At 69.2% G+C, this 18,777-nt stretch carries 16 protein-coding genes; 14 read left to right on the top strand and 2 right to left on the bottom strand.

Translation table 11 applies throughout. From position 1 onward, the window contains the following. The first annotated feature begins 200 nt into the window (after positions 1–200). From mshL to EYF70_RS14500, 12 genes are all read left to right on the top strand, one after another. Complete coding sequence (gene mshL, locus EYF70_RS14445; RefSeq protein WP_131146037.1) at positions 201–2,150, top strand: pilus (MSHA type) biogenesis protein MshL; 1,950 nt, start codon at positions 201–203, stop codon at positions 2,148–2,150. Continuing rightward, on the top strand, positions 2,147–4,066 hold the full coding sequence (locus EYF70_RS14450; RefSeq protein ID WP_131146038.1) for a tetratricopeptide repeat protein: 1,920 nt from the start codon (positions 2,147–2,149) through the stop codon (positions 4,064–4,066). Before mshL ends, EYF70_RS14450 begins: the two co-directional genes overlap by 4 nt. A 5-nt stretch (positions 4,067–4,071) precedes the next feature. Beyond that, positions 4,072–5,766 carry a GspE/PulE family protein gene (locus EYF70_RS14455; protein WP_131146039.1) on the top strand — a complete coding sequence of 565 codons (1,695 nt, stop codon included), beginning with the start codon at positions 4,072–4,074 and terminating at the stop codon, positions 5,764–5,766. 1 nt (position 5,767) lies between these two features. Beyond that, positions 5,768–6,973: a type II secretion system F family protein gene (locus EYF70_RS14460; protein ID WP_131146040.1), complete on the top strand. Its 1,206-nt coding sequence runs from the start codon at positions 5,768–5,770 to the stop codon at positions 6,971–6,973. A 1-nt stretch (position 6,974) separates the two neighbouring features. After that, positions 6,975–8,576, top strand: a complete 1,602-nt coding sequence (locus EYF70_RS14465) for a hypothetical protein (RefSeq protein ID WP_131146041.1) — start codon at positions 6,975–6,977, stop codon at positions 8,574–8,576. Then, on the top strand, positions 8,564–9,253 hold the full coding sequence (locus EYF70_RS14470; protein ID WP_131146042.1) for a hypothetical protein: 690 nt from the start codon (positions 8,564–8,566) through the stop codon (positions 9,251–9,253). The genes EYF70_RS14465 and EYF70_RS14470 overlap by 13 nt, the downstream gene beginning before the upstream one ends. Continuing rightward, positions 9,250–9,714: a hypothetical protein gene (locus EYF70_RS14475; protein WP_131146043.1), complete on the top strand. Its 465-nt coding sequence runs from the start codon at positions 9,250–9,252 to the stop codon at positions 9,712–9,714. Before EYF70_RS14470 ends, EYF70_RS14475 begins: the two co-directional genes overlap by 4 nt. Beyond that, entirely contained in the window at positions 9,704–10,423 is a 720-nt protein-coding gene (locus EYF70_RS14480; protein ID WP_229420866.1) for a hypothetical protein, read from the top strand. The genes EYF70_RS14475 and EYF70_RS14480 overlap by 11 nt, the downstream gene beginning before the upstream one ends. A 31-nt stretch (positions 10,424–10,454) precedes the next feature. Further along, a complete protein-coding gene (locus EYF70_RS14485; protein ID WP_131146045.1) occupies positions 10,455–11,168 on the top strand; it encodes a prepilin-type N-terminal cleavage/methylation domain-containing protein in 714 nt (237 codons plus the stop codon). Between the two features lie 131 nt (positions 11,169–11,299). After that, a complete protein-coding gene (locus EYF70_RS14490) occupies positions 11,300–12,061 on the top strand; it encodes an ABC transporter permease subunit (protein WP_131146046.1) in 762 nt (253 codons plus the stop codon). Then, positions 12,061–12,774: a hypothetical protein gene (locus EYF70_RS14495; RefSeq protein ID WP_131146047.1), complete on the top strand. Its 714-nt coding sequence runs from the start codon at positions 12,061–12,063 to the stop codon at positions 12,772–12,774. Before EYF70_RS14490 ends, EYF70_RS14495 begins: the two co-directional genes overlap by 1 nt. A gap of 53 nt (positions 12,775–12,827) precedes the next feature. After that, positions 12,828–13,406: a prepilin-type N-terminal cleavage/methylation domain-containing protein gene (locus tag EYF70_RS14500; protein ID WP_229420867.1), complete on the top strand. Its 579-nt coding sequence runs from the start codon at positions 12,828–12,830 to the stop codon at positions 13,404–13,406. 335 nt (positions 13,407–13,741) lie between these two features. Here the strand turns inward: EYF70_RS14500 and EYF70_RS14505 are convergent, their stop codons facing one another. Both EYF70_RS14505 and EYF70_RS14510 read right to left on the bottom strand, forming a co-directional pair. After that, entirely contained in the window at positions 13,742–14,869 is a 1,128-nt protein-coding gene (locus EYF70_RS14505) for an acyl-CoA dehydrogenase family protein (RefSeq protein WP_131146048.1), read from the bottom strand. A gap of 9 nt (positions 14,870–14,878) precedes the next feature. Beyond that, positions 14,879–16,075, bottom strand: coding sequence for an acyl-CoA dehydrogenase family protein (locus EYF70_RS14510; RefSeq protein WP_131146049.1), 1,197 nt, complete (start codon positions 16,073–16,075; stop codon positions 14,879–14,881). 321 nt (positions 16,076–16,396) lie between these two features. Between EYF70_RS14510 and EYF70_RS14515 the strand changes: the two genes are divergently transcribed. Continuing rightward, entirely contained in the window at positions 16,397–16,792 is a 396-nt protein-coding gene (locus tag EYF70_RS14515) for a RidA family protein (RefSeq protein ID WP_131146050.1), read from the top strand. A gap of 119 nt (positions 16,793–16,911) precedes the next feature. Then, on the top strand, positions 16,912–18,639 hold the full coding sequence (locus EYF70_RS14520) for a beta-N-acetylhexosaminidase (RefSeq protein ID WP_218943783.1): 1,728 nt from the start codon (positions 16,912–16,914) through the stop codon (positions 18,637–18,639). Positions 18,640–18,777 lie beyond the last annotated feature (138 nt).

Raw genomic sequence — 18,777 nt, forward strand, 5'->3', positions numbered from 1 at the left:
TTTCGAGGCGCGGGCTTTCGAGGCGCGGGCTTTCGAGGCGCAAATTTTGAACGCGGCTGTTGAACGGTACGTGGTCGCGGCATGCGGCCGGCACGTGATCGCGGCACGTGATGGCGGGAGCGATCCCCCAGTATTTGCACATCCGTTCGTTTTATAAGATTATGATCGCCCCTGTAAACTCACTTCCGGCAAACATAACAATGAAAAAAGTCGCGGCCACCGTGCTCTGTTCGCTGCTTGGCGCATGCGCCGCGCCCAGGCTGCCGGTCTCGCCGGCCCACGTCACCGAAGCGCCGCGCCCCGCCGGCGCGATTCCCGACCCGGTGCAGCAAAGCGCCGTGCTGCCCGCTCCCCAGGCGGCGCCCAGGGCGGAAACGTTCAGCGTGACCGTGCACCGCGCCCCGGTGGAATCGGTGCTGTTCGCGCTGGCGCGCGATGCCGGCATGAATGTCGACGTGCACCCGGCGATTACCGGCGTGGTCACGCTGAATGCGCTCGACCAGACCTTGCCGCAATTGCTGGACCGGATTTCCCGGCAGGTGGACATGCGCTACGAGATCGATGGCGCCACGCTGCTGGTGCTGCCGGACGAGCCGCACTGGCGCAACTACCGCATCGACTACGTGAACATCGCGCGCACCACCAACAGCAACGTCAGCATCGCCACGCAGATTTCCACCACGGGCGGCGGCAGCGCCGGTACCAGCTACACGGGGTCGAACACGGGCACCGGCACGATCGCCGGCGCCGGCACCTCGCTCTCGCCGGGCAACAACAATTCGACCACCTCGGTGGCCAACCGGGCCGACAACAATTTCTGGTACAACCTGGAAAAGAACATCCGCGACATGCTGCGGCCCACCAACCTGAACGATCCGCTGGCCGATCCGCTGGCGCAGTTGCGCGAGCAGACCGCCATGCAGGGCCAGCAGGCCGGCGGACAGCAGCCGGGCCAAGCCGGCCAGCCGGGCCAGCAGGGCCAGCCAGGCCAGCCGCAGGCCGGACAGTTCGGCAACGGCCAGCCAGGCACGTACCAGCCGGCATTCTCGCCGGCCGGCGGCGCCACCCAGCCGGCCGATGCCGGCTATCCCGGCGTGCAGGCCGGCGCCGCGCAAGGCCGTGCCGCCGCGCAGCGCACCGCGCCCGCCGTGATCGTCAACCCGGAAGGCGGCATCGTCACCGTGCGCGCCAGCAGCCGGCAGCACGACAGGGTGCGCGAGTTCCTCGATACGCTGCAGGCCGCCGCCAAGCGGCAGGTGATGATCGAGGCCACGATCCTCGAGGTGCGCCTGTCCGACCAGTACCAGCAGGGCATCAACTGGCAGCGCATCGCCAGCGGCGGCGCGGTGTTCGGGCAGGGCAACCCCAATCCGGACAGCCTGCCGCTGACCCGCGGCGAGGCCAACCTCGACGGCATGTTCAGCCTGACCTACTTCAATCCGATGAGCGCCATCGGCAACATCAGGACGGCCATCCAGCTGCTGGAATCGTACGGCAAGGTCCACGTGCTTTCCAGCCCGAAGCTGTCCGTGCTGAACAACCAGACAGCGCTGTTGAAAGTGGTGGACAACAGCATCTTCTTCACGCTGAAGGTCACGCCGGCCGTCACCAATTCGTCGGGCGGCGTGTCGGCACCGGCCACCTACGAATCGCGCGTGGAGACCGTGCCGGTCGGCTTCGTGATGAGCGTGACCCCGCAGATATCCGAAGACGGCGAAGTCACGCTGAACGTGCGGCCCACCATCACGCGCGTGGTCGGCGAAGTGGCGGATCCGAACCCGGAACTGAAGCGGCTGGACGTGACCAGCACGGTGCCGGTGATCCAGGCACGCGAACTTGAATCGGTGATGAAGCTGCACAGCGGCCAGACCGCCGTGATGGGCGGACTCATGCAGGATTCGGTCGACAACAGGCGCGATGGCCTGCCGCTGCTGTCGCGCGTGCCCCTGCTAGGCAACCTGCTTTCCTACCGCGACGAAAGCGTGTCGAAGACCGAACTGGTGATCTTCCTGCGCGCCGTCGTGGTGCGCGACGCCAGCATGGAAGGCGACTACCAGGACCTGCGCTACCTGCTGCCCGGCAAGGATGCGCTGAACAAGACGCCGTATGGCCCCACCGCGGGCCAGGCCGTGCCGGCGGGGACACCATGAGCCTGCTGATGCAAGCGTTGAAGAAAGCCGAGCGCGCACGGCAAAGCGGCCTGCAGGAAGAAGACTTGCCGGACAACGGGCAGGAGCCCGCGGATGACACGGTGGCGGGCGGCGCGCCGCGGCGCGCTCCCGACCTGGACGCAGGCATGCCGGATATCCCGCCGGCCCGCGCGCCGGGATCGTCCAGCGGGCCGCTGGAACTGAGCCTGGAGCCGCTCGACGCCCCGCCGGCGCGGGTAGACGCACAGCGAGCCCAGGCACCGCAAGCCCAGGCACCGCAAAACGAAGCACGGCAAGCCGAAGCAACACGGGCGGAAGCGGTGCAGTCCGATACCCTGCGTGCCGACCCGCCGCTGCCGCCACCGCCGCCGGCGATCGAACCGGCCGTCGAGGCATCGCATAATCCGGTACCGCCCCAGGCACGCCATGAAGGCGGGCGGGTGCGCGGCGATGCCGGCGAGATTCCCGTCAGGGATGCCCGCGCGGCACCCCGGCCCGCCCCGGCGGGCGCCGACAGCCGGCGCGGCCCGGGGGCGCCCGAACGCCGGGCGGTACCGCGCAGCGCGCCGGTGCAGGCGGATGCCGCTTCGGGCATCGACCTGCCGCGGCTGCGGATCGCGGGCCTGGCCGGCGTGCTGGTGATGATCGCCGGCACGTTTGGCTACCTGTACTGGCAAGCCGTCAACGGCCCGGGACCGGGCGCCAGCCTGCCCATGGTGCCGATGCCGCCGCCCAGCGCCACTGGCGCCACCACGGCCGGCGGCGATCTCGGCATCGTCGTCGCGCCGAGCGGCGCACCGTTCGGCGCGCTGGGCACGCCCGCGCCCGCCGCCGACACCGCCGCCGTGCCGCCGCCCATCGACCCCGCCGCTCCCCCGGCACCGGCACCAGTCGCGCCACCAGCAGCACCGGTGGCGGCGGCGCCGGCCACCACGCGGGCGCCGGGCGCTGCGCCGCGTGCCAGCCGCCCCGCGCCGCTGGCCGGCCCCACCCCGGCCCAGCTGGCGGCCATCGAGGATCCCGAGATCCGCCGTGAAGCGATGCGCGACGCCATGGAACGTGCCGGGCGCATGGAACAGATGGGCGAGGCGCCGGGCGCGGCAGGCGCATTCGGCGAGCCGGACGGCGCCGCCGCCGCGTCGGCGCCGGCAGCGTCCACGTCCACGTCCACGTCCACGGCCCCGGCCGCCGCCGAGGCCAACGGCCGGGGCGACGTGCAGGTGGCGCGGGGCGCGTCCAGCCCCGCCATCCATCCCGCGGTGCAGGCCGGCTATGCCGCGTTCGCGGCCGGCGACCTGGCCGCCGCGGCGCGGCAGTACGCCACCGCGCTGCGCAACGATCCGAACAACCGCGATGCGCTGCTCGGCAGTGCCGCCATCGCCGCGCGTGAACGGCGCGACGACGATGCCGCGCGTTCCTACCTGCGCCTGCTGTCCAACAATCCGCGCGATGCGGAAGCCATCGCCGGCCTGACGGCGCTGCGGCCGGGCGATGGCGACCGTGCCGAGGTGCGCCTGAAAGGCGTGTTGCGCGACAATCCGGATGCCGCGCCGGTGCACTTTGCGCTGGGCAACCTGTATGCCCGCCAGCGCCGCTGGCAGGAAGCACAGCAGGCGTATTTCCATGCCTGGTCCGCCGCGCCCGCCAACGCCGACTATGCGTTCAACCTGGCCGTGGGCCTGGACCGGCTGAACCAGGCCCGCCTGGCCAGCCAGTATTACCAGCGCGCGCTGGCGCTGGCCGCCAGCGGCGCCGCCGCCTTCGACCGCGCCGCGGTCCAGCGCCGGCTGGCCGAGCTGTCCGCCGCCCAGGCGCCGGCTGCGGCAGCGGCGGCGGCCGATCCCGCCGCCATCGCCGCCCCGGCACCGGCGTCCGCCCCCGCACCGGCGTCCGTGCCGGCCGCTCCGGGGAATTGAGCGCGATGGCGGAACGCATCAAGCAACCGATCGGCAAGCTGCTGATCGACAAGGGCGTCATCAGCGAAGACCAGCTGCGCATCGCACTGATCGAGCAGAAGCGCGAACGGGAACCGCTCGGCAAGCTGCTGGTCGGCATGGGCTTCGTGACCGAGGCCACGATCCGCGAAGCGCTGTCGGAAAACCTCAACACGCAGTCGGCCGACCTGAACAGCCTGGTGGTCGACGCCATCGCGCTGAAGCTGATTCCCAAGGACGTGGCGAAGCGCTACAGCGTGTTCCCCATCGTCTACGAGCGCGAGCGCGACAACCTGGTGCTGGCCATGTCCAACACCAGCAATATCGTGGCGCTGGACCAGATCCACGCGATGCTGGTCAAGGGCATCACGATCACGCCCCTGCTGGTCAACGATTCCGACATCGCCCGCGCGATCGACCAGTACTACGGCTTCGAACTGTCGATCGACGGCATCCTGCACGAGATCGAGACGGGCGACGTGACGTACCAGGGCACGTCCGACGAGTACAGCCACCCGATGGTACGGCTGATCGACGCGCTGCTGGCCGATGCGGTGCAGAATGGCGCGTCGGACGTGCACTTCGAGCCGGAACAGAGTTTCCTGCGCATCCGCTACCGCATCGATGGCATCCTGCGCCAGATCCGCAGCCTGCACAAGTCGTACTGGCCGGCCATGGCCGTGCGCCTGAAGGTGATCAGCAACATGAACATCGCCGAGACCCGCGCGCCGCAGGATGGCCGCATCTCGATCAAGTTTTCCGGCCGCCAGATCGACTTCCGCGCCAGCGCGCAGCCCACCACGCACGGCGAGAACTTCGTGCTGCGCGTGCTGGACCGCCAGAAAGGCATCGTGCCGCTCGATGGCCTGGGCCTGGCCGAGCACGAGCTGGACCTGCTGCGCCTGATGATCGCCCGGCCCGATGGCCTGATCCTCGTCACCGGCCCGACCGGCAGCGGCAAGACCACCACGCTGTACTCGATCCTGAACCACATCAATACCGAGGGCGTCAACATCATGACGCTGGAAGACCCGGTTGAGTACCCGATGAACATGATCCGCCAGACCTCGGTCAACGAGTCGGCCAAGCTGGGCTTCGCCGACGGCATCCGCTCGATCCTGCGCCAGGACCCGGACGTGATCCTGGTCGGCGAAATCCGCGACAAGGAAACCGCCGACATGGCGCTCGCGGCGGCGATGACGGGCCACCAGGTCTATTCGACGCTGCACACCAACTCCGCGGTGGGAGCGATTCCCCGCCTGCTCGACATTGGCGTGATCGCCGACGTGCTGGCCGGGAACATCATCGGCATCATCGCCCAGCGCCTGGTGCGGCGCCTGTGCATGCATTGCCGCGAAGGCTTCGAAGCCGATGCGCTGGAACGTCGCCTGCTGGGGCTCGGCGAGGAAGATCCGCCGGCGACCATCTACCGGGCGGTGGGCTGCGAGCGCTGCGCTCACCAGGGCTACAAGGGCCGCGTGGCGATCATGGAACTGCTGAAGATGAACGCCGAGCTCGACGAACTGGTCGCGCGCCGCGCCGCCGTGCGCGAATTGCGCGCCGCCGCGCGCGCCGCCGGCTTCCGCTCGCTGGTCGACGACGGCATGCGCCGCGTGCTGCAGGGCGCCACGACCATCGACGAGATCTCGCGCGTAGTCGACCTGACCGACAGGCTGGCCTGATATGCCGCAGTACATCTACCGTGCCATGGATACCGCCGGCCAGATCGTGCCCGGCAATATGGATGCGCTGAACGTGCCGGACCTGGAGCTGCGCCTGTCCAGGATGGACCTGGACCTGATCGACTACCGGCAGTCGCGCCAGAAGGTGATTGCGCTGGGGCGCCGCCGCATCGACCGGCGCGACCTGATCAATTTCTGCTTCCACATGGAGCAGATGTCCAGCGCCGGCGTGCCGATCCTCGATGCGCTGAACGACCTGCGCGAATCGATGGACCATCCGCGCTTCCGCGAGATCATCACCGACCTGATCGAGAACATCGAGGGCGGCGTGCCGTTGTCGGCCGCGCTGGGCAACTACCCGGAAGCGTTCGACCAGACCTTCACCAGCCTGGTGCGGGCGGGCGAGGAAAGCGGCAAGGTCAACGAGGTATTCCGCAACCTGGCCGACAGCCTGAAATGGCAGGACGAACTGGCCGCCCAGACCAGGAAGATCGTCACCTACCCGGCCATCGTGCTGGTGGTGGTCACGGCGGTCACGTTCTTCCTGATGATCTACCTGGTGCCGCAGCTGACCAGTTTCATCCGCAACATGGGGCAGGAACTGCCGCTGCACACGCGCGCGCTGATCGCCGTGTCGAACGTGTTCATCGACTACTGGTTCGTGCTGCTGGCCGCGCCCGTGGCGGCGTGGTTCGGCGGCCGGTGGTGGCTGCGCCGCGACGAACGGGCCGCGTTCGCGTTCGACCGCGCCAAGCTGCGCGCCTGGCCGGTGGGGCCGGTGCTGCACAAGATCATCCTGGCGCGCTTCGCCACCTTCTTCGCCATGATGTACGGCTCGGGCATCACGATCCTCGAATGCATCCGGCTGTCCGAGGGGATCGCCGGCAACCGCGCCGTGGCGGCCGCGCTGCGCCGCGTGGCCCAGCTCATTTCCGAGGGCCAGAGCGTCAGCGGCGCGTTCGGCCATACCGGCCTGTTCCCGCCGCTGGTGGTGCGCATGCTGAAAGTGGGCGAAGCCACCGGCGCGCTCGACGGCGCGCTGCGCAACGTGGCCTACTTCTACAATCGCGAAGTGCGCGAACAGATCGAACGGGTGCAGGCCATGATCGAACCGACCATGACGGTGGTGCTGGGCCTGCTGCTGGGCTGGATCATGCTGTCCGTGCTCGGCCCGATCTACGACACGATCAGCGCGATCAGGATCTGACATGTTGGCCAAACAGCTCTTCTATCTCACCAGCGACCAGTTGCATGCCTGGCAATGGCAGCGCAACACGCTGTTCGGGCCGCACATCTTCCCCGCCACCCGGGCGGGCCTGAACGATTTCCTCGCTTACCTGGACCGGCACGGCAACCGCCCCGGCTACCTGTTGACCGACCTGATCGAGGAAGACTACACGCGGCTGCTGCTGCCCCACGTGCGCGGCCGCGCGGGACGCAAGCTGCGCGAGCGCCGGCTGGTCCAGCACTATCGCGACACGCCCTACCGCGCCGCACTGGTGCAGGGGCGCAGCGTCGAAGGCCGGCGCGACGACGAGGTGCTGTTCACCGCGCTGACCAACCCGCTGCTGCTGACGCCGTGGGTGGATGCGATGGAGCTGATGCAGACGCCGCTGGCCGGCGTCTACTCGTGCGCCATGCTGGGCCGCGACGTGCTGCACCGGCTGGCGATGCGCCATCGCCACGTGCTGCTGGCGAGCTGGCACACGGCAGGCCTGCGGCAGACCTACTTCCTGCGCGGCGCCGTGAAGTTCTCGCGCCTGGTGCAGGCCACGCCCGAGGAAGCGCAGCTGCATGCCGTGGCCACGCAGACCGCCCGCACCCAGCAATTCCTGGGCAGCGTGCGCCTGCTGGCGCGGGGCGACGTGCTGCACGTGCTGGTGCTGGCCGCGCCCGACCAGGTCGAGCGCCTGGCGGCGGAATGCACCAACACGGCCGAAACGATCTACCACATCGTGCCCCTGGACACGGCGGCCACCGCGCTGCACGTGGGCGGCGCGGCGCAGGGCGTGGCGGCGCACGTGGCCGAGCCCACGCTGCTGGCCATGCTGGCCCGCAATCCGCCGGCCAGCCACTATCCGACCGGCGCCGCGGGCAACTATTACCGGCTGCTGCAGGCCCGCCTGTCGCTGTACGCATCGAGCGCGGTGCTGGCCACCGCCGGCGTGGTCTGGTCGATCCTGAACCTGGCCAGCTACACGCTGGCGCACGGCAGTGCCGAGGGCTTCCGCTCCGAGACCGCGCACTACCGGGCCAACTACGACCGCAGCATGTCGAGCATGCCGCCGGCCGCCGACAAGACCGCCAACATGCGCGCCGCGGTATCGATCGACCGTACCGTGGCCAGGCAGGGCCCGTGGCCGGTGGCCATGATGCGCATGGTCAGCGGCGCGCTCGAGCAGTCGCCGCAGGTCCGCATCTCCCGGCTCGACTGGCGCGCCGACGTGCCCGGCGCGCCCAGCGGGCCCATAGTGGGTGGCGCGGGCGGCGCGAGCGGCGCGAGCGGCACGGCCGGCACGCCGGCACTGGCCGCGCCCACCTCGTCGCTGGCGCTGGGCATCCCGAAGTCGCCGCCGCAAAAGCTGCGCGTGGAGGCCGAGGTCCTGTCCGCGCGCAACGACTACCGCAAGGTGCTCGGCGAAATGAACGTGTTCGCGCAGCGGCTGGCCAGCATTCCGAACGTGACCGTGGAGATCGTGCAGCTGCCGTTCGATATCCGGCCCACGCAGAAGCTGTCCGGCACCGTCGGGGCCCCCACCGCCGGCCAGGAACAGAACAAATTCACCCTGGACTTGACATGGACGCCCTGAGTACCCGCGCCGCCGCGCGCAGCGCCGGCATCCGCCTGCCGCTGCCGTACTGGGTGCGCGATTTCGCCCTGGTACGCCCCGCCGTGATGACCTTCGTCATCACGGCCGGCATCAGTTTCACGTGCGTGCTGGCCAGCTACCTGCAGCTCGAGCAGGCCCGCGAGGACGAGCGGCAGGCGCATGCGATGCGCGACGCGGCGCGCAAGCGCTTCCTGTACGCCGAATCGGAAAAACAGGAGATCCGCGCCTACCAGCCGCTGTTCGTGGAACTGCAGCGCCGCCACTTCGTCGGCACCGAGAGCCGGCTGGACTGGGTCGATGCGATCCGGCAGATCCAGGAGCGCCGCCGGCTCCTGCCGCTGACCTATGAAATCGAACCGCAGCAACCGTACAAGATCGAGGGCCGGCTGCCGACCGGCGACTACCAGCTGCTGGGCAGCCGGATGACGCTGCACATGGACCTGCTGCACGAGATGGATCTGTTCGCCTTCCTGGGCGACCTGCGGCAGCATGGCGTGTTCACGGTGCAGCAGTGCGACATGCGGCGCACGGCGGGTACCGCCGCGGCCCCGGCGGCGCCCGGTCCGGCGCCGGGCCTGACCGCCGACTGCACGCTGAACTGGCTGACGCTGACGCCCGCCGGGCGCGGCGCGCGGACCACGGGGAGCCCGCGATGACGAAGCGCCCGCCCGCCCGGCCGATCGCCCTGCCGGCCGCCTTCCATGCCCGCCTGCTGGCCGCCGTGCTGGCCGGCGCCGCGATGGCGCCCGCGGCGGCCCAGTACACCGAACCGGTGCTGGGGCGCCTGTTCACCGCGCCGGACGAGCGCATGCGCCTCGACCGCGACCGCGCCAGCGCGCCCGTGGCCACCGCCACCGCCGCCGAGCCGGCGCAGCAGCAGCCGCCGCCGCCCGTGGCCGAAGCGCCGCCGCCGCCCGTGCCGTCGCGGTTGACGGGCGTGATACGCCGCAGCGACGGCCGGGCCACCGTGTGGATCGACGGCGAGCCGCGCGAAACGACGCTGGGCCGCTACCGGCCGGGCAGCGCGATTCCCGTGGAAACGCCCGGCGGCCGCGTGCTGGTCAAGCCCGGCGAAAACATCGGCACGAACGATGGCGCGCCGCCGGATGCGCGCTGACCCGCGGCGCCAGCAAGGCGCGGCGCTGTTGCTGCTGCTGGCCGTGGCCAGCGTGGGCTTTGCCGCCGTGCTGATCTCGGCGTTCGGCCGCAGCGACGTGGAACGCGTGCGGGAACGCCGCACGCTGGCGGTGCTGGCGCAGGCGGCCGATGCGCTGGTGGGCTTCGCCAGCACGCATGGGCGCCTGCCGCGGCCGGCCATCTCGGCCACCGACGGCAACGAGCGCGCCGAGCCCTGCGCCGACGAAGCGGCCTGCAGCGGCTTCCTGCCGTGGGTCACGCTGGGTGTCGACGGCGCCGACAGCTGGGGCAAGCGGCTGCGCTACAGCGTCACGCCGGAGTACACGCTGACCCCGGTGCGGCGCCTGTCCGCCATCGCCACCAAGCGCCTGCTGACCCGCGACGGCGCCGGCAACCTGCGCTACGACGCCGGCCAGGCCGAGTGCCTGATCTACGCCCAATGCCTGCCCGCGGTGGTGTTTTCGCAGGGCCGCAACAACCTCGGCACCAGCGTCGCCGGGCTGCCGCAGGCCAATGGCAGCCCGGGCAACCTGGATGAAATCAACAACGACCTGGCCAGCACGGACTTCATCCGGCGCGCCGGTTCGGCCGATCCCGCCACGCCCGGCGGTCCGTTCGACGACCTGCTGGTCGCGGTTCCCCTGTACACGCTGTACGCCCGGATGGCCGCGGCACGCACGCTCCCCTGACCCGCCGCGCATCCTTCCCAACACACCCACCATGACCCATCCTGCACACCATCAACCGGGTTTCACGCTGGTCGAGATCGCCATCGTGCTGGTCGTCGTCGGCCTGCTGGTCGGCGGCCTGATCACGCCGCTGTCGACCCAGCTGGAACAGCGCCGCGTGGCCGATACCCAGCGCGCGATGGAAGAAGCACGCGAGGCGCTGGTCGGCTTCGCGGCCCTGAACGGCTACCTGCCCTGCCCCGCCGTGTCGGCCGCCAACGGCCTGGAAGCGCGCGACGGCGAGCGCTGCGCGGGCGAGCGGCGCGCCGGCTTCCTGCCCTGGGCCACGCTGGGCATGCCCAAGCTCGACAGCTGGGGCCATATCTTCATGTACAGCGTGACGCCCGCCTTCGCCGACAGCGGGGACCGCTTCCGCCTGGCGACCCCGCGCGACATCACGGTGGCCACGCGCGACGCGACCGGCAACCTGGTGGCGGCCACCGCGCCGAACGACATCCCCGCCGTGATCGTGTCGATGGGCAAGAACGGCTACGGCGGCTTCTCGGACCTGGGGGTGCGGGCGGCGGATGCCGGCGCCGGCAACGCCGACGAGAAGGCCAACATGTCGCTGGCCGGCACCGCCTACATCGCCCGCGGGGCCAGCGACAACGCGGCCCTGCCGGGCGGCGCCTACGACGACCTGGTGGTGTGGGTGTCGCCGAACGTGCTGTTCAACCGCCTGATCGCGGCCGGCCGCCTGCCATGATGTGCTGCGCGGTGCCTGCCGATGCATGGGCCGGATCTATGGCCCCGATCCATTCGCGCCGGCGGTGGCCGGTCAAGGATGCCGCGCCGATGAGGTCCAGCCGATGAGGTCCAGCCGATGAGGACTGCGCCGTGAATACCGCCGTGCGCGCGATCGCCACCGGCACGCTGAAGGAAGCGCTGCGCAGCCGCCTGCTGTGGCTGCTGGCCGTGCTGGCGCTGGCCGCCGTCGGCCTGGCCGGCTTCCTGCAGGCCGTGGTGCCGGCCGAGGGCCGCGCCACCAATACGGCGCTGCTGGCCGCCCTGCTGCGCCTGGCCGGCGCCGGCATCGTGGCCACCTTCGCGGTCACGGCCATCGTGCGCGAGCATGCCGACAAGCAGGTCGAGATGCTGCTCGCCCTGCCGTATCCGCGCGCCACCTGGCTGCTCGGCCGGCTGGCCGGCTGCGCCCTGCTGGCGCTGCTGCCGGCGGGCGTGGCCGGCCTGCTGGTCGCCATGGCGGCGCCACCGGCCCAGGCGGCGCTGTGGACCGTGGCACTGCTGGGCGAGCTGTGGATCGTCGCCGCCTTCGCCGTGTTCTGCACGCTCACGCTGCAGCACGCGCTGCCGTCGCTGTGCGCCACGGCCGGCTTCTACGTGCTGGCGCGCAGCGTGACGGCGCTGCAGCAGGCCGGCCATGGCGCGCTGCCGGATGCCGGCCAGCGCGTCATCGGCGCCGGCACCGACCTCCTGGCATTCGTGCTGCCCCGCCTCGATGCCTTCGCGCGCAGCGACTGGCTGCTGTACGGCACCGGCACCGCGGCCGACCTGGGCTTCGTGGCGCTCCAGAGCCTGGTGTATGTGGCGCTGCTGGCGGGCGCCGCGCTGTTCGACCTGTACCGCAAGGAATTCTGATGGCCCGCCGCGCGCCCGCCGGCATCGCCGCGCTGCTGCTGGCCGCGCTGGCCGCCCAGTGCGCGCTGCACGCCGTGGCGCCCGGGCCTGCGCGATCGGCGCCGGTGTCCGTGATGCCGCCGCCCGGCCCGCCCCTGCCGGATGCCGCATTGCGCCTGGCCAGCCTGGGCGACGGCCCCACCGCCGCGCGGCTCGTCATGCTGTACCTGCATGCATCCGACGCCGGCATCCCGCTGCGCGAACTCGACTACGGCCACCTGGCCGGCTGGCTCGAGGCGGCACTGGCGCTCGATCCGCGCAGCAGGCAGCCGCTGGTGGCCGCGGCACAGGTCTACGGCGTGGTGGCCGATCCGGCGCGGGTGCGCATCATGCTCGGTGTCGTCGAACGGGCCTTCGCGGCCGATCCGGCGCGCCGCTGGCCGGACATGGTGCAGGCCGCGCTGCTGGCACGCCACAGCCTGCACGACATGGCGCTGGCGCGGCGTTATGCCCAGGCGCTGCGGCTGCGCGCGCCGCTGGCGCCGGCCTGGGCGCGCCAGCTGGAACTGTTCATCCTGCAGGACATGAATGAGCTCGACAGCGCGCGCGCCGTCGCCGGCGCGCTGCTGGCCAGCGGCACGATCACGGACCCGAACGACATCGCCTTCCTGGAGGGCCGGCTGCGCGAACTGGAACGGGCCGCATCGCACGGCACACACGGGCAGGTGCGTTAACGCCGCCGGGCCTGTAAGATGTAAACCACGTAAAGCATCAAGGAGTAACAATCTTGCAACCCTTTCACATGCCGCGGATCCGCCGCCGCGCACAAGGCTTCACGCTGGTGGAAATCGCGATCGTGCTCGTCATCATCGGCCTGCTGCTGGGTGGCGTGCTGAAGGGCCAGAGCCTGATCGACAATGCCAAGGTCAAGAACGTGATCCAGCAGTCGACGTCGCTGCAGGCGGCCGTCAATGCCTACCAGGACAAGTTCCGCGCCCTGCCCGGCGACGATGCCCAGGCCACCGCGCACGTGCCGGGCACCAGCGGCAACGGCAATGGCGACGGCCAGATCGCCGAGTACCAGCTCGCCCCGCAGCACCTGGCGCTGGGCGGCTTCATCACCGGCTCGTTCAACGGCACCACCGATTTCATGACGAGCGCGCACGGCGGCGCCGTGTACGTGTTCAACGACGTGGTGGCCGGGCGCGGCGGCAACGGCATCCGCTTCGACAACCTGCCCGACAGCTTCGCCGAACAGATCGATGCCAAGCTGGACGACGGCAAACCCGATACCGGCGCCGTGCGCGCCACGGGGCCATACAGCAACAACGGCACGATCGTCACGCGCACCGCCGTGTTCTTCTGATGCCGGCCGGCGCTGGAATAGCGCCATGCCGGCATTCGCCGGAACCGCCCGCGCCCCTGTTTTCGGACACTCACTGGTGTCGGACACCCAAGGGTGTCGGACACTAATGCCGTTAAGTTAAGGCCACGTGACTACATGAGTTGGCGTCAGCGTGCTTGGTGTCGGACATTTTTTCCGGGCGCTTTATCCGGAAAATGTGTCGGACATCGGTTTTTGCTCAGGAAATCGGCAACATCATGCGAAAACCGGTCGGTCCGCCGCAGCGCTCCGGAGGAGTGATGGCTTGCAAGCCATCACCGCGTGACAGGCGCGAAGCATGCTTCGCGAAACCCCTGTCAAGCCACCCGGAACCCCGGCTGTCCGGCAAACCGCCGCAAGTGATGGTCCACGTCCCCCAGCGTCAGCCCGATCGCCGTCAGCCGCTTGAACCAGTGCGCGGCGGGCAGCTCGTCGGTGATGCCCATGCCGCCATGCAGCTGCACCGCCTGCTGCCCGACGAAGCGGGCCGCCTCGCCGACCCGCACCCGGGCCGCGGAGACCACGCGGCGGCGTTCTTCCGCATCGCCTGAATCGGCCTTGGCCGCTGCCAGCATGGCCATCGAGCGGGCCTGTTCGAGGTGGATGAACATGTCCGCCATGCGGTGCTGCAGGGCCTGGAAGCTGCCGATCGGCACGCCGAACTGGCGGCGCGTCTTCAGGTAGTCGAGCGTGGCGCCGAACAGCGCATCCATCGCGCCGACGGCTTCCGCGCACAGCAACGCTGCGCCCCAGTCCGTGGCCGCTTCCAGGACCGGCCAGGCCGTGCCGGGGTCGCCCAGCAACGTGGCGGGGGCATGGTCGAACGTGACGCCGGCGCAGCGCCGGCCATCGATCGCGCGGCCATCGCGGATCACCAGGCCCGACGTGCCGGCATCGACCAGCAGCAGCGAGATGCCGTCGCGGTCGCGCTGGCCGCCATGGCTGCGTGCCGAGACGATCAGCATGTCCGCCTGGCCGCCGCCCTCGACCACGGTCTTCACGCCGGATACCGCGGCCGCGTCCACCGGGCCCGAGACCTTCGCCGCGATGTCGGCCAGGTCGTGGCGCGACTGCGCCTCGCCCAGTGCGCACGCGAGCTTCACTTCCCCGGCCGCCACGCGTTCGAGCAGTTCTTCCTGGCCACCCGCCAGTTGCAGCACACGCGCACCGAGCACCGTGGCGAAATAGGGTTCGGCGACCAGGCCGCGCCCCAGTTCCTGCATGACGAAGAACATGTCCGCGGCGCCGCCGCCGAAGCCGCCCTGCGCCTCCGGCACCGGCAGCGCCGTCAGCCCCAGTTCCACCAGCATCCGCCATGCCTCCGGCGACTCGCCCGCCGGCGAATGGATGATGTCCCTGCGCGCCGCGAAGCCGTAGTCGCGTTCGATCCAGCGGCGCAGCGCATCGGCAAGCTGGCGCTGTTCTTCCTTCGGTTCAAAGTCCATGCCGCCTCCTCACAGGCCCAGGATCATCCGGGCGATGATGTTCTTCTGGATTTCGTTCGAGCCGCCGTAGATCGACGTCTTGCGGTAGTTGAAGTAGTACGCGGCCAGTGGCGCGGCCTGCATCTCGTCCGCGCTGTCGTGCGCGATGCCATGCCGCCCTTCCAGCAGGGCCGAATCGAACGGCAGCGCGGCCGGTCCGGCGGCCTCGACCATCAGTTCGGCCAGGGCCTGCTGCACCTCGGTGCCCTTGATCTTCAGCAGCGATGCCTGCGGGCCGGGTGCGCGGTCTTCCTGCGCGATGGTGCGCAGCACCGTGACCTCCAGCGCCATCAGTTCGATTTCCACCTGGGCGATTTTCGCGGCGAACACCGGGTCGTCCAGCAGCGGCCGGCCGCCCAGCTGCTGCCGCAGCGCCAGCGCTTTCAGGAAGCGCAGTTCGCGCTTGCTGCGGCCCACCGCGGCGATGCCGGTGCGCTCATGGCCGAGCAGGAACTTCGCATACGTCCACCCCTGGTTTTCCTTGCCCACCAGGTTCTCCACGGGCACGCGCACGTTGTCGAAGAAGACTTCATTGACTTCGTGCTCCTCGTCGAGCATGACGATCGGCCGCACCGTGATGCCGGGACTCTTCATGTCGATCAGCAGAAACGAGATGCCGTCCTGCTTGCGCGCCGCCGGGTCCGTGCGGACCAGGCAAAAGATCATGTCGGCGTGCTGGGCCAGCGTGGTCCATGTCTTCTGGCCGTTCACCACGTAATGGCCGCCGTCGCGCACGGCGGTGGTCGCCAGCGAGGCCAGGTCCGAGCCGGCGCCCGGTTCCGAATACCCCTGGCACCACCAGTCGTCGCAGTGCAGGATGCGCGGCAGGAAATGGGCCTTCTGCGCCGCGCTGCCGAACGCCATGATGACGGGCGCCACCATGTTGACGCCGAACGGCAGGATCGGCGGCGCGCCGGCCAGCGCGCATTCCTCGTCCCAGATATGGCGCTGCACCGCATTCCAGCCCGTGCCGCCGTACTCGACCGGCCAGCCCGGCGCGGCCCAGCCCTGCGCGGCCACGATGCGGTGCCAGCGCACGTAGTCATCCTTGCCGAGCCGCAGGTGGCCGCGCACCTTGCGCCGCAGGTCCGGCGGCAGGTTCGCCGCGAGGAAATCGCGCACCTGCTGGCGGAACGCGTCGTCCTCCGGGGAATAGTTCAAGTCCATGCTGTCTCCTCGTGTTCGCTGTTCGACATGCTGGCCGCGCCGTGAATAGCACGGTCGTTTCATCATACACGAGGCGGTGTATCGGGCCGACGCAGGCTTTACGGAGCGTCGCGCCTTCCGCCAAACCACGGTGGCATGACACCGAACTGTCATCTTGATGAAACTTTATTTCACTCCGGGTGTTTGAAAAGTACGCAATTCGTCGCGTAAACCCTACATTACGAAAAATATCGGCTAATCCGTATCCAATTGCACAAGTAACGTGAAATATAATTACCTCACCCCCCTGACATTACGCAAGTCATCCACGAAAGGTTCGTCATGGTTCAACAGGCACAGTATCTCGGCAACCCCCGCAACGGCGCAGGCGGGCAGGCGCTGCCGTTCTCCCCGGCGGTACGGGCCGGCGATTTCGTCTATGTCTCAGGCCAGGTGGCCATGGATGAGCACGGGGATATTGCCAGCGGCGGGATTGCGGTACAGACGCGGGTGACCATGGAAAACCTGGGCCGTGCCCTGGCGCTGGCCGGCTGCGAACTGGCCGATGTCATCAAGTGCACCGTGTGGCTGGACGATGCACGCGACTTCTGGACCTTCAACCGCGTGTACGCGGAATTCTTCCCTGGCGATAAGCCAGCCCGCTCGACGACGCAGGCAAGGCTGGTGGTGGACGCGAAAATCGAAATCGAAGCGATCGCCTACAAGCCATTGACATGACGGTCTCCGTCCAGGCGCCGGCCGGCCATATCGACTGAGCGGCGATATCGACTGAACGGCCATATCGACTGAACCTGTCAGCACCTCTGACACCAGCCCATTTTCGCGTGGAGATCCGCATGCGTTCGCACACCCTGCTGTCTTGTACCCTGCTGTCCTGCACCCTGATGCTTGGTTCATCATGCCTGGCGATTCCCGCCAGCGCCCAGGAAATCGTGCCGCGACCGGCCCAGATACAGCGCGGACAAGGCACATTCACGCTCACCGCGGCAACCCGGATCGTGGCGACGGGCGCCGCGGCCGTCGAAGCGGACAAGCTGCGTGACTACCTCCGGCCGACCACCGGCTATTCCCTGCCGGTCGTGGCCAGCGGTGGTGACAACAGTATCCGCCTTGCCCTCGATCCGGCGCTGGAAAAACTGGGCAAGGAGGGCTATCGCCTCGTCAGCAACAGCACCGGTGCGACCATCACCGCCGCCCAGCCCGCCGGACTGTTCTACGGCATCCAGACGCTGCGCCAGCTGTTCCCTGCCGACATCTACCGCATGGCGCCGCTGGCGCGCACCTGGTCCATCCCGGCCGTCACCATCGAAGACCAGCCGCGGTTCGGCTGGCGCGGCAGCCACCTCGACGTTGCGCGCCACTACATGCCCGCCAGCTTCGTGCTCAGGCACCTGGAGCTGATGGCGCAGCAAAAACTCAATGTCTTTCACTGGCACCTGACCGATGACCAGGGTTGGCGCATCGAGATCAAGCGCTATCCCAAACTGACCTCGATCGGAGCGTGGCGGAGGGAGACGATGGTCGAGCCGAAAAACCCCGAGCCGGCCCGCCAGCTCTACGACGGCAAGCCGCACGGCGGCTTCTACACGCAGGACGACATTCGCGAGGTCGTGGCGTACGCCGCCGCGCGCCACATCACGGTGGTTCCGGAAATCGAAATGCCGGGCCACGCGACGGCCGCCATCGCTGCCTATCCGGAGCTGGGCAACGATCCGGCGAGACAGCTGCAGGTCGGCCGCGTGTGGGGCATCATGCCCGAGATCTTCAACGTCGAAGACGGCACGATCACCTTCCTGAAGAACGTCCTGGACGAAGTCCTGACGCTGTTTCCGGGTACCTACATCCATATCGGTGGCGACGAAGTCCTCAAGCCCGAATGGGCAGCCTCGCCAAAGGCACTGGCACGCATGAAACAGCTCAAGCTGGTTCCAGACGGCACCACGGCGCAGGAACTGCAATCCTATCGGGGCGCCGACGGCAAGCCTGCGGACCATCCCGCCCTGCACGGCCTGCAGAGCTGGTTCATCAACCAGATGAACGACCACCTGAAGCAGAAAGGCCGGCGCATGGTCGGCTGGGACGAAATCCTCGATGGCGGCTTGCCGAAAGGGGCCACCGTGATGAGCTGGCGCGGCGAGGAAGGCGGCATCAAGGCCGCCGCCCTGGGCCACGATGTGGTGATGACGCCGGAACGCGGCACCTACCTCGACTATTACCAGGCGGAACTGAGCGATCCGGCCTTCCGCGAGCCGATCGGTGCCCGCAAGTTCAACCTGCTCGACAAGGTCTATGCTTTCGACCCGATCCCGGCAACCCTGCCCGCCGCCCACGCGGTGCGCATCCTCGGCAGCCAGGGCCAGCTGTGGAGCGAACGCATGCCGACCCCTGCCCAGGTCGAGTACATGGCATGGCCACGGCTGCTGGCGCTGTCCGAAACCATGTGGACCCCGAAGGCCCTGAAGGACTACGGCGATTTCCAGCAACGCTTGCCGCAAGCCCTGCTGCGCCTGCAGGTCCAGCATGTGAATTACCGCCCGCTGGACGGGCCGCCCTGGCCGAAATAATCCGGCAGGAAAATAAGTACCAGGGGCGTCAGTACCAGGGGCGTCATCGAGGTTGTCCGGTCGCCCCTCCCACTGTCGAACTCTCCGTGGTCGCGCCATCGCGCGTGCCATGCGGTGCGCTACGTGCCGTGCATTTGC

The organism is Pseudoduganella albidiflava (assembly GCF_004322755.1).
In the GTDB taxonomy this organism is placed as follows: Bacteria; Pseudomonadota; Gammaproteobacteria; order Burkholderiales; family Burkholderiaceae_D; genus Rugamonas; species Rugamonas albidiflava.

Coding starts and splice junctions, on each gene's coding strand:
- EYF70_RS14460 (WP_131146040.1), top strand. CDS start 5,768: ATGCCGCAGTACATCTACCGTGCCATGGATACCGCCGGCCAGATCGTG.
- EYF70_RS14455 (WP_131146039.1), top strand. CDS start 4,072: ATGGCGGAACGCATCAAGCAACCGATCGGCAAGCTGCTGATCGACAAG.
- EYF70_RS14480 (WP_229420866.1), top strand. CDS start 9,704: ATGCGCGCTGACCCGCGGCGCCAGCAAGGCGCGGCGCTGTTGCTGCTG.
- mshL (WP_131146037.1), top strand. CDS start 201: ATGAAAAAAGTCGCGGCCACCGTGCTCTGTTCGCTGCTTGGCGCATGC.
- EYF70_RS14510 (WP_131146049.1), bottom strand. CDS start 16,075: ATGGACTTGAACTATTCCCCGGAGGACGACGCGTTCCGCCAGCAGGTG.
- EYF70_RS14475 (WP_131146043.1), top strand. CDS start 9,250: ATGACGAAGCGCCCGCCCGCCCGGCCGATCGCCCTGCCGGCCGCCTTC.
- EYF70_RS14470 (WP_131146042.1), top strand. CDS start 8,564: ATGGACGCCCTGAGTACCCGCGCCGCCGCGCGCAGCGCCGGCATCCGC.
- EYF70_RS14520 (WP_218943783.1), top strand. CDS start 16,912: ATGCGTTCGCACACCCTGCTGTCTTGTACCCTGCTGTCCTGCACCCTG.
- EYF70_RS14495 (WP_131146047.1), top strand. CDS start 12,061: ATGGCCCGCCGCGCGCCCGCCGGCATCGCCGCGCTGCTGCTGGCCGCG.
- EYF70_RS14505 (WP_131146048.1), bottom strand. CDS start 14,869: ATGGACTTTGAACCGAAGGAAGAACAGCGCCAGCTTGCCGATGCGCTG.
- EYF70_RS14450 (WP_131146038.1), top strand. CDS start 2,147: ATGAGCCTGCTGATGCAAGCGTTGAAGAAAGCCGAGCGCGCACGGCAA.
- EYF70_RS14465 (WP_131146041.1), top strand. CDS start 6,975: ATGTTGGCCAAACAGCTCTTCTATCTCACCAGCGACCAGTTGCATGCC.
- EYF70_RS14515 (WP_131146050.1), top strand. CDS start 16,397: ATGGTTCAACAGGCACAGTATCTCGGCAACCCCCGCAACGGCGCAGGC.
- EYF70_RS14485 (WP_131146045.1), top strand. CDS start 10,455: ATGACCCATCCTGCACACCATCAACCGGGTTTCACGCTGGTCGAGATC.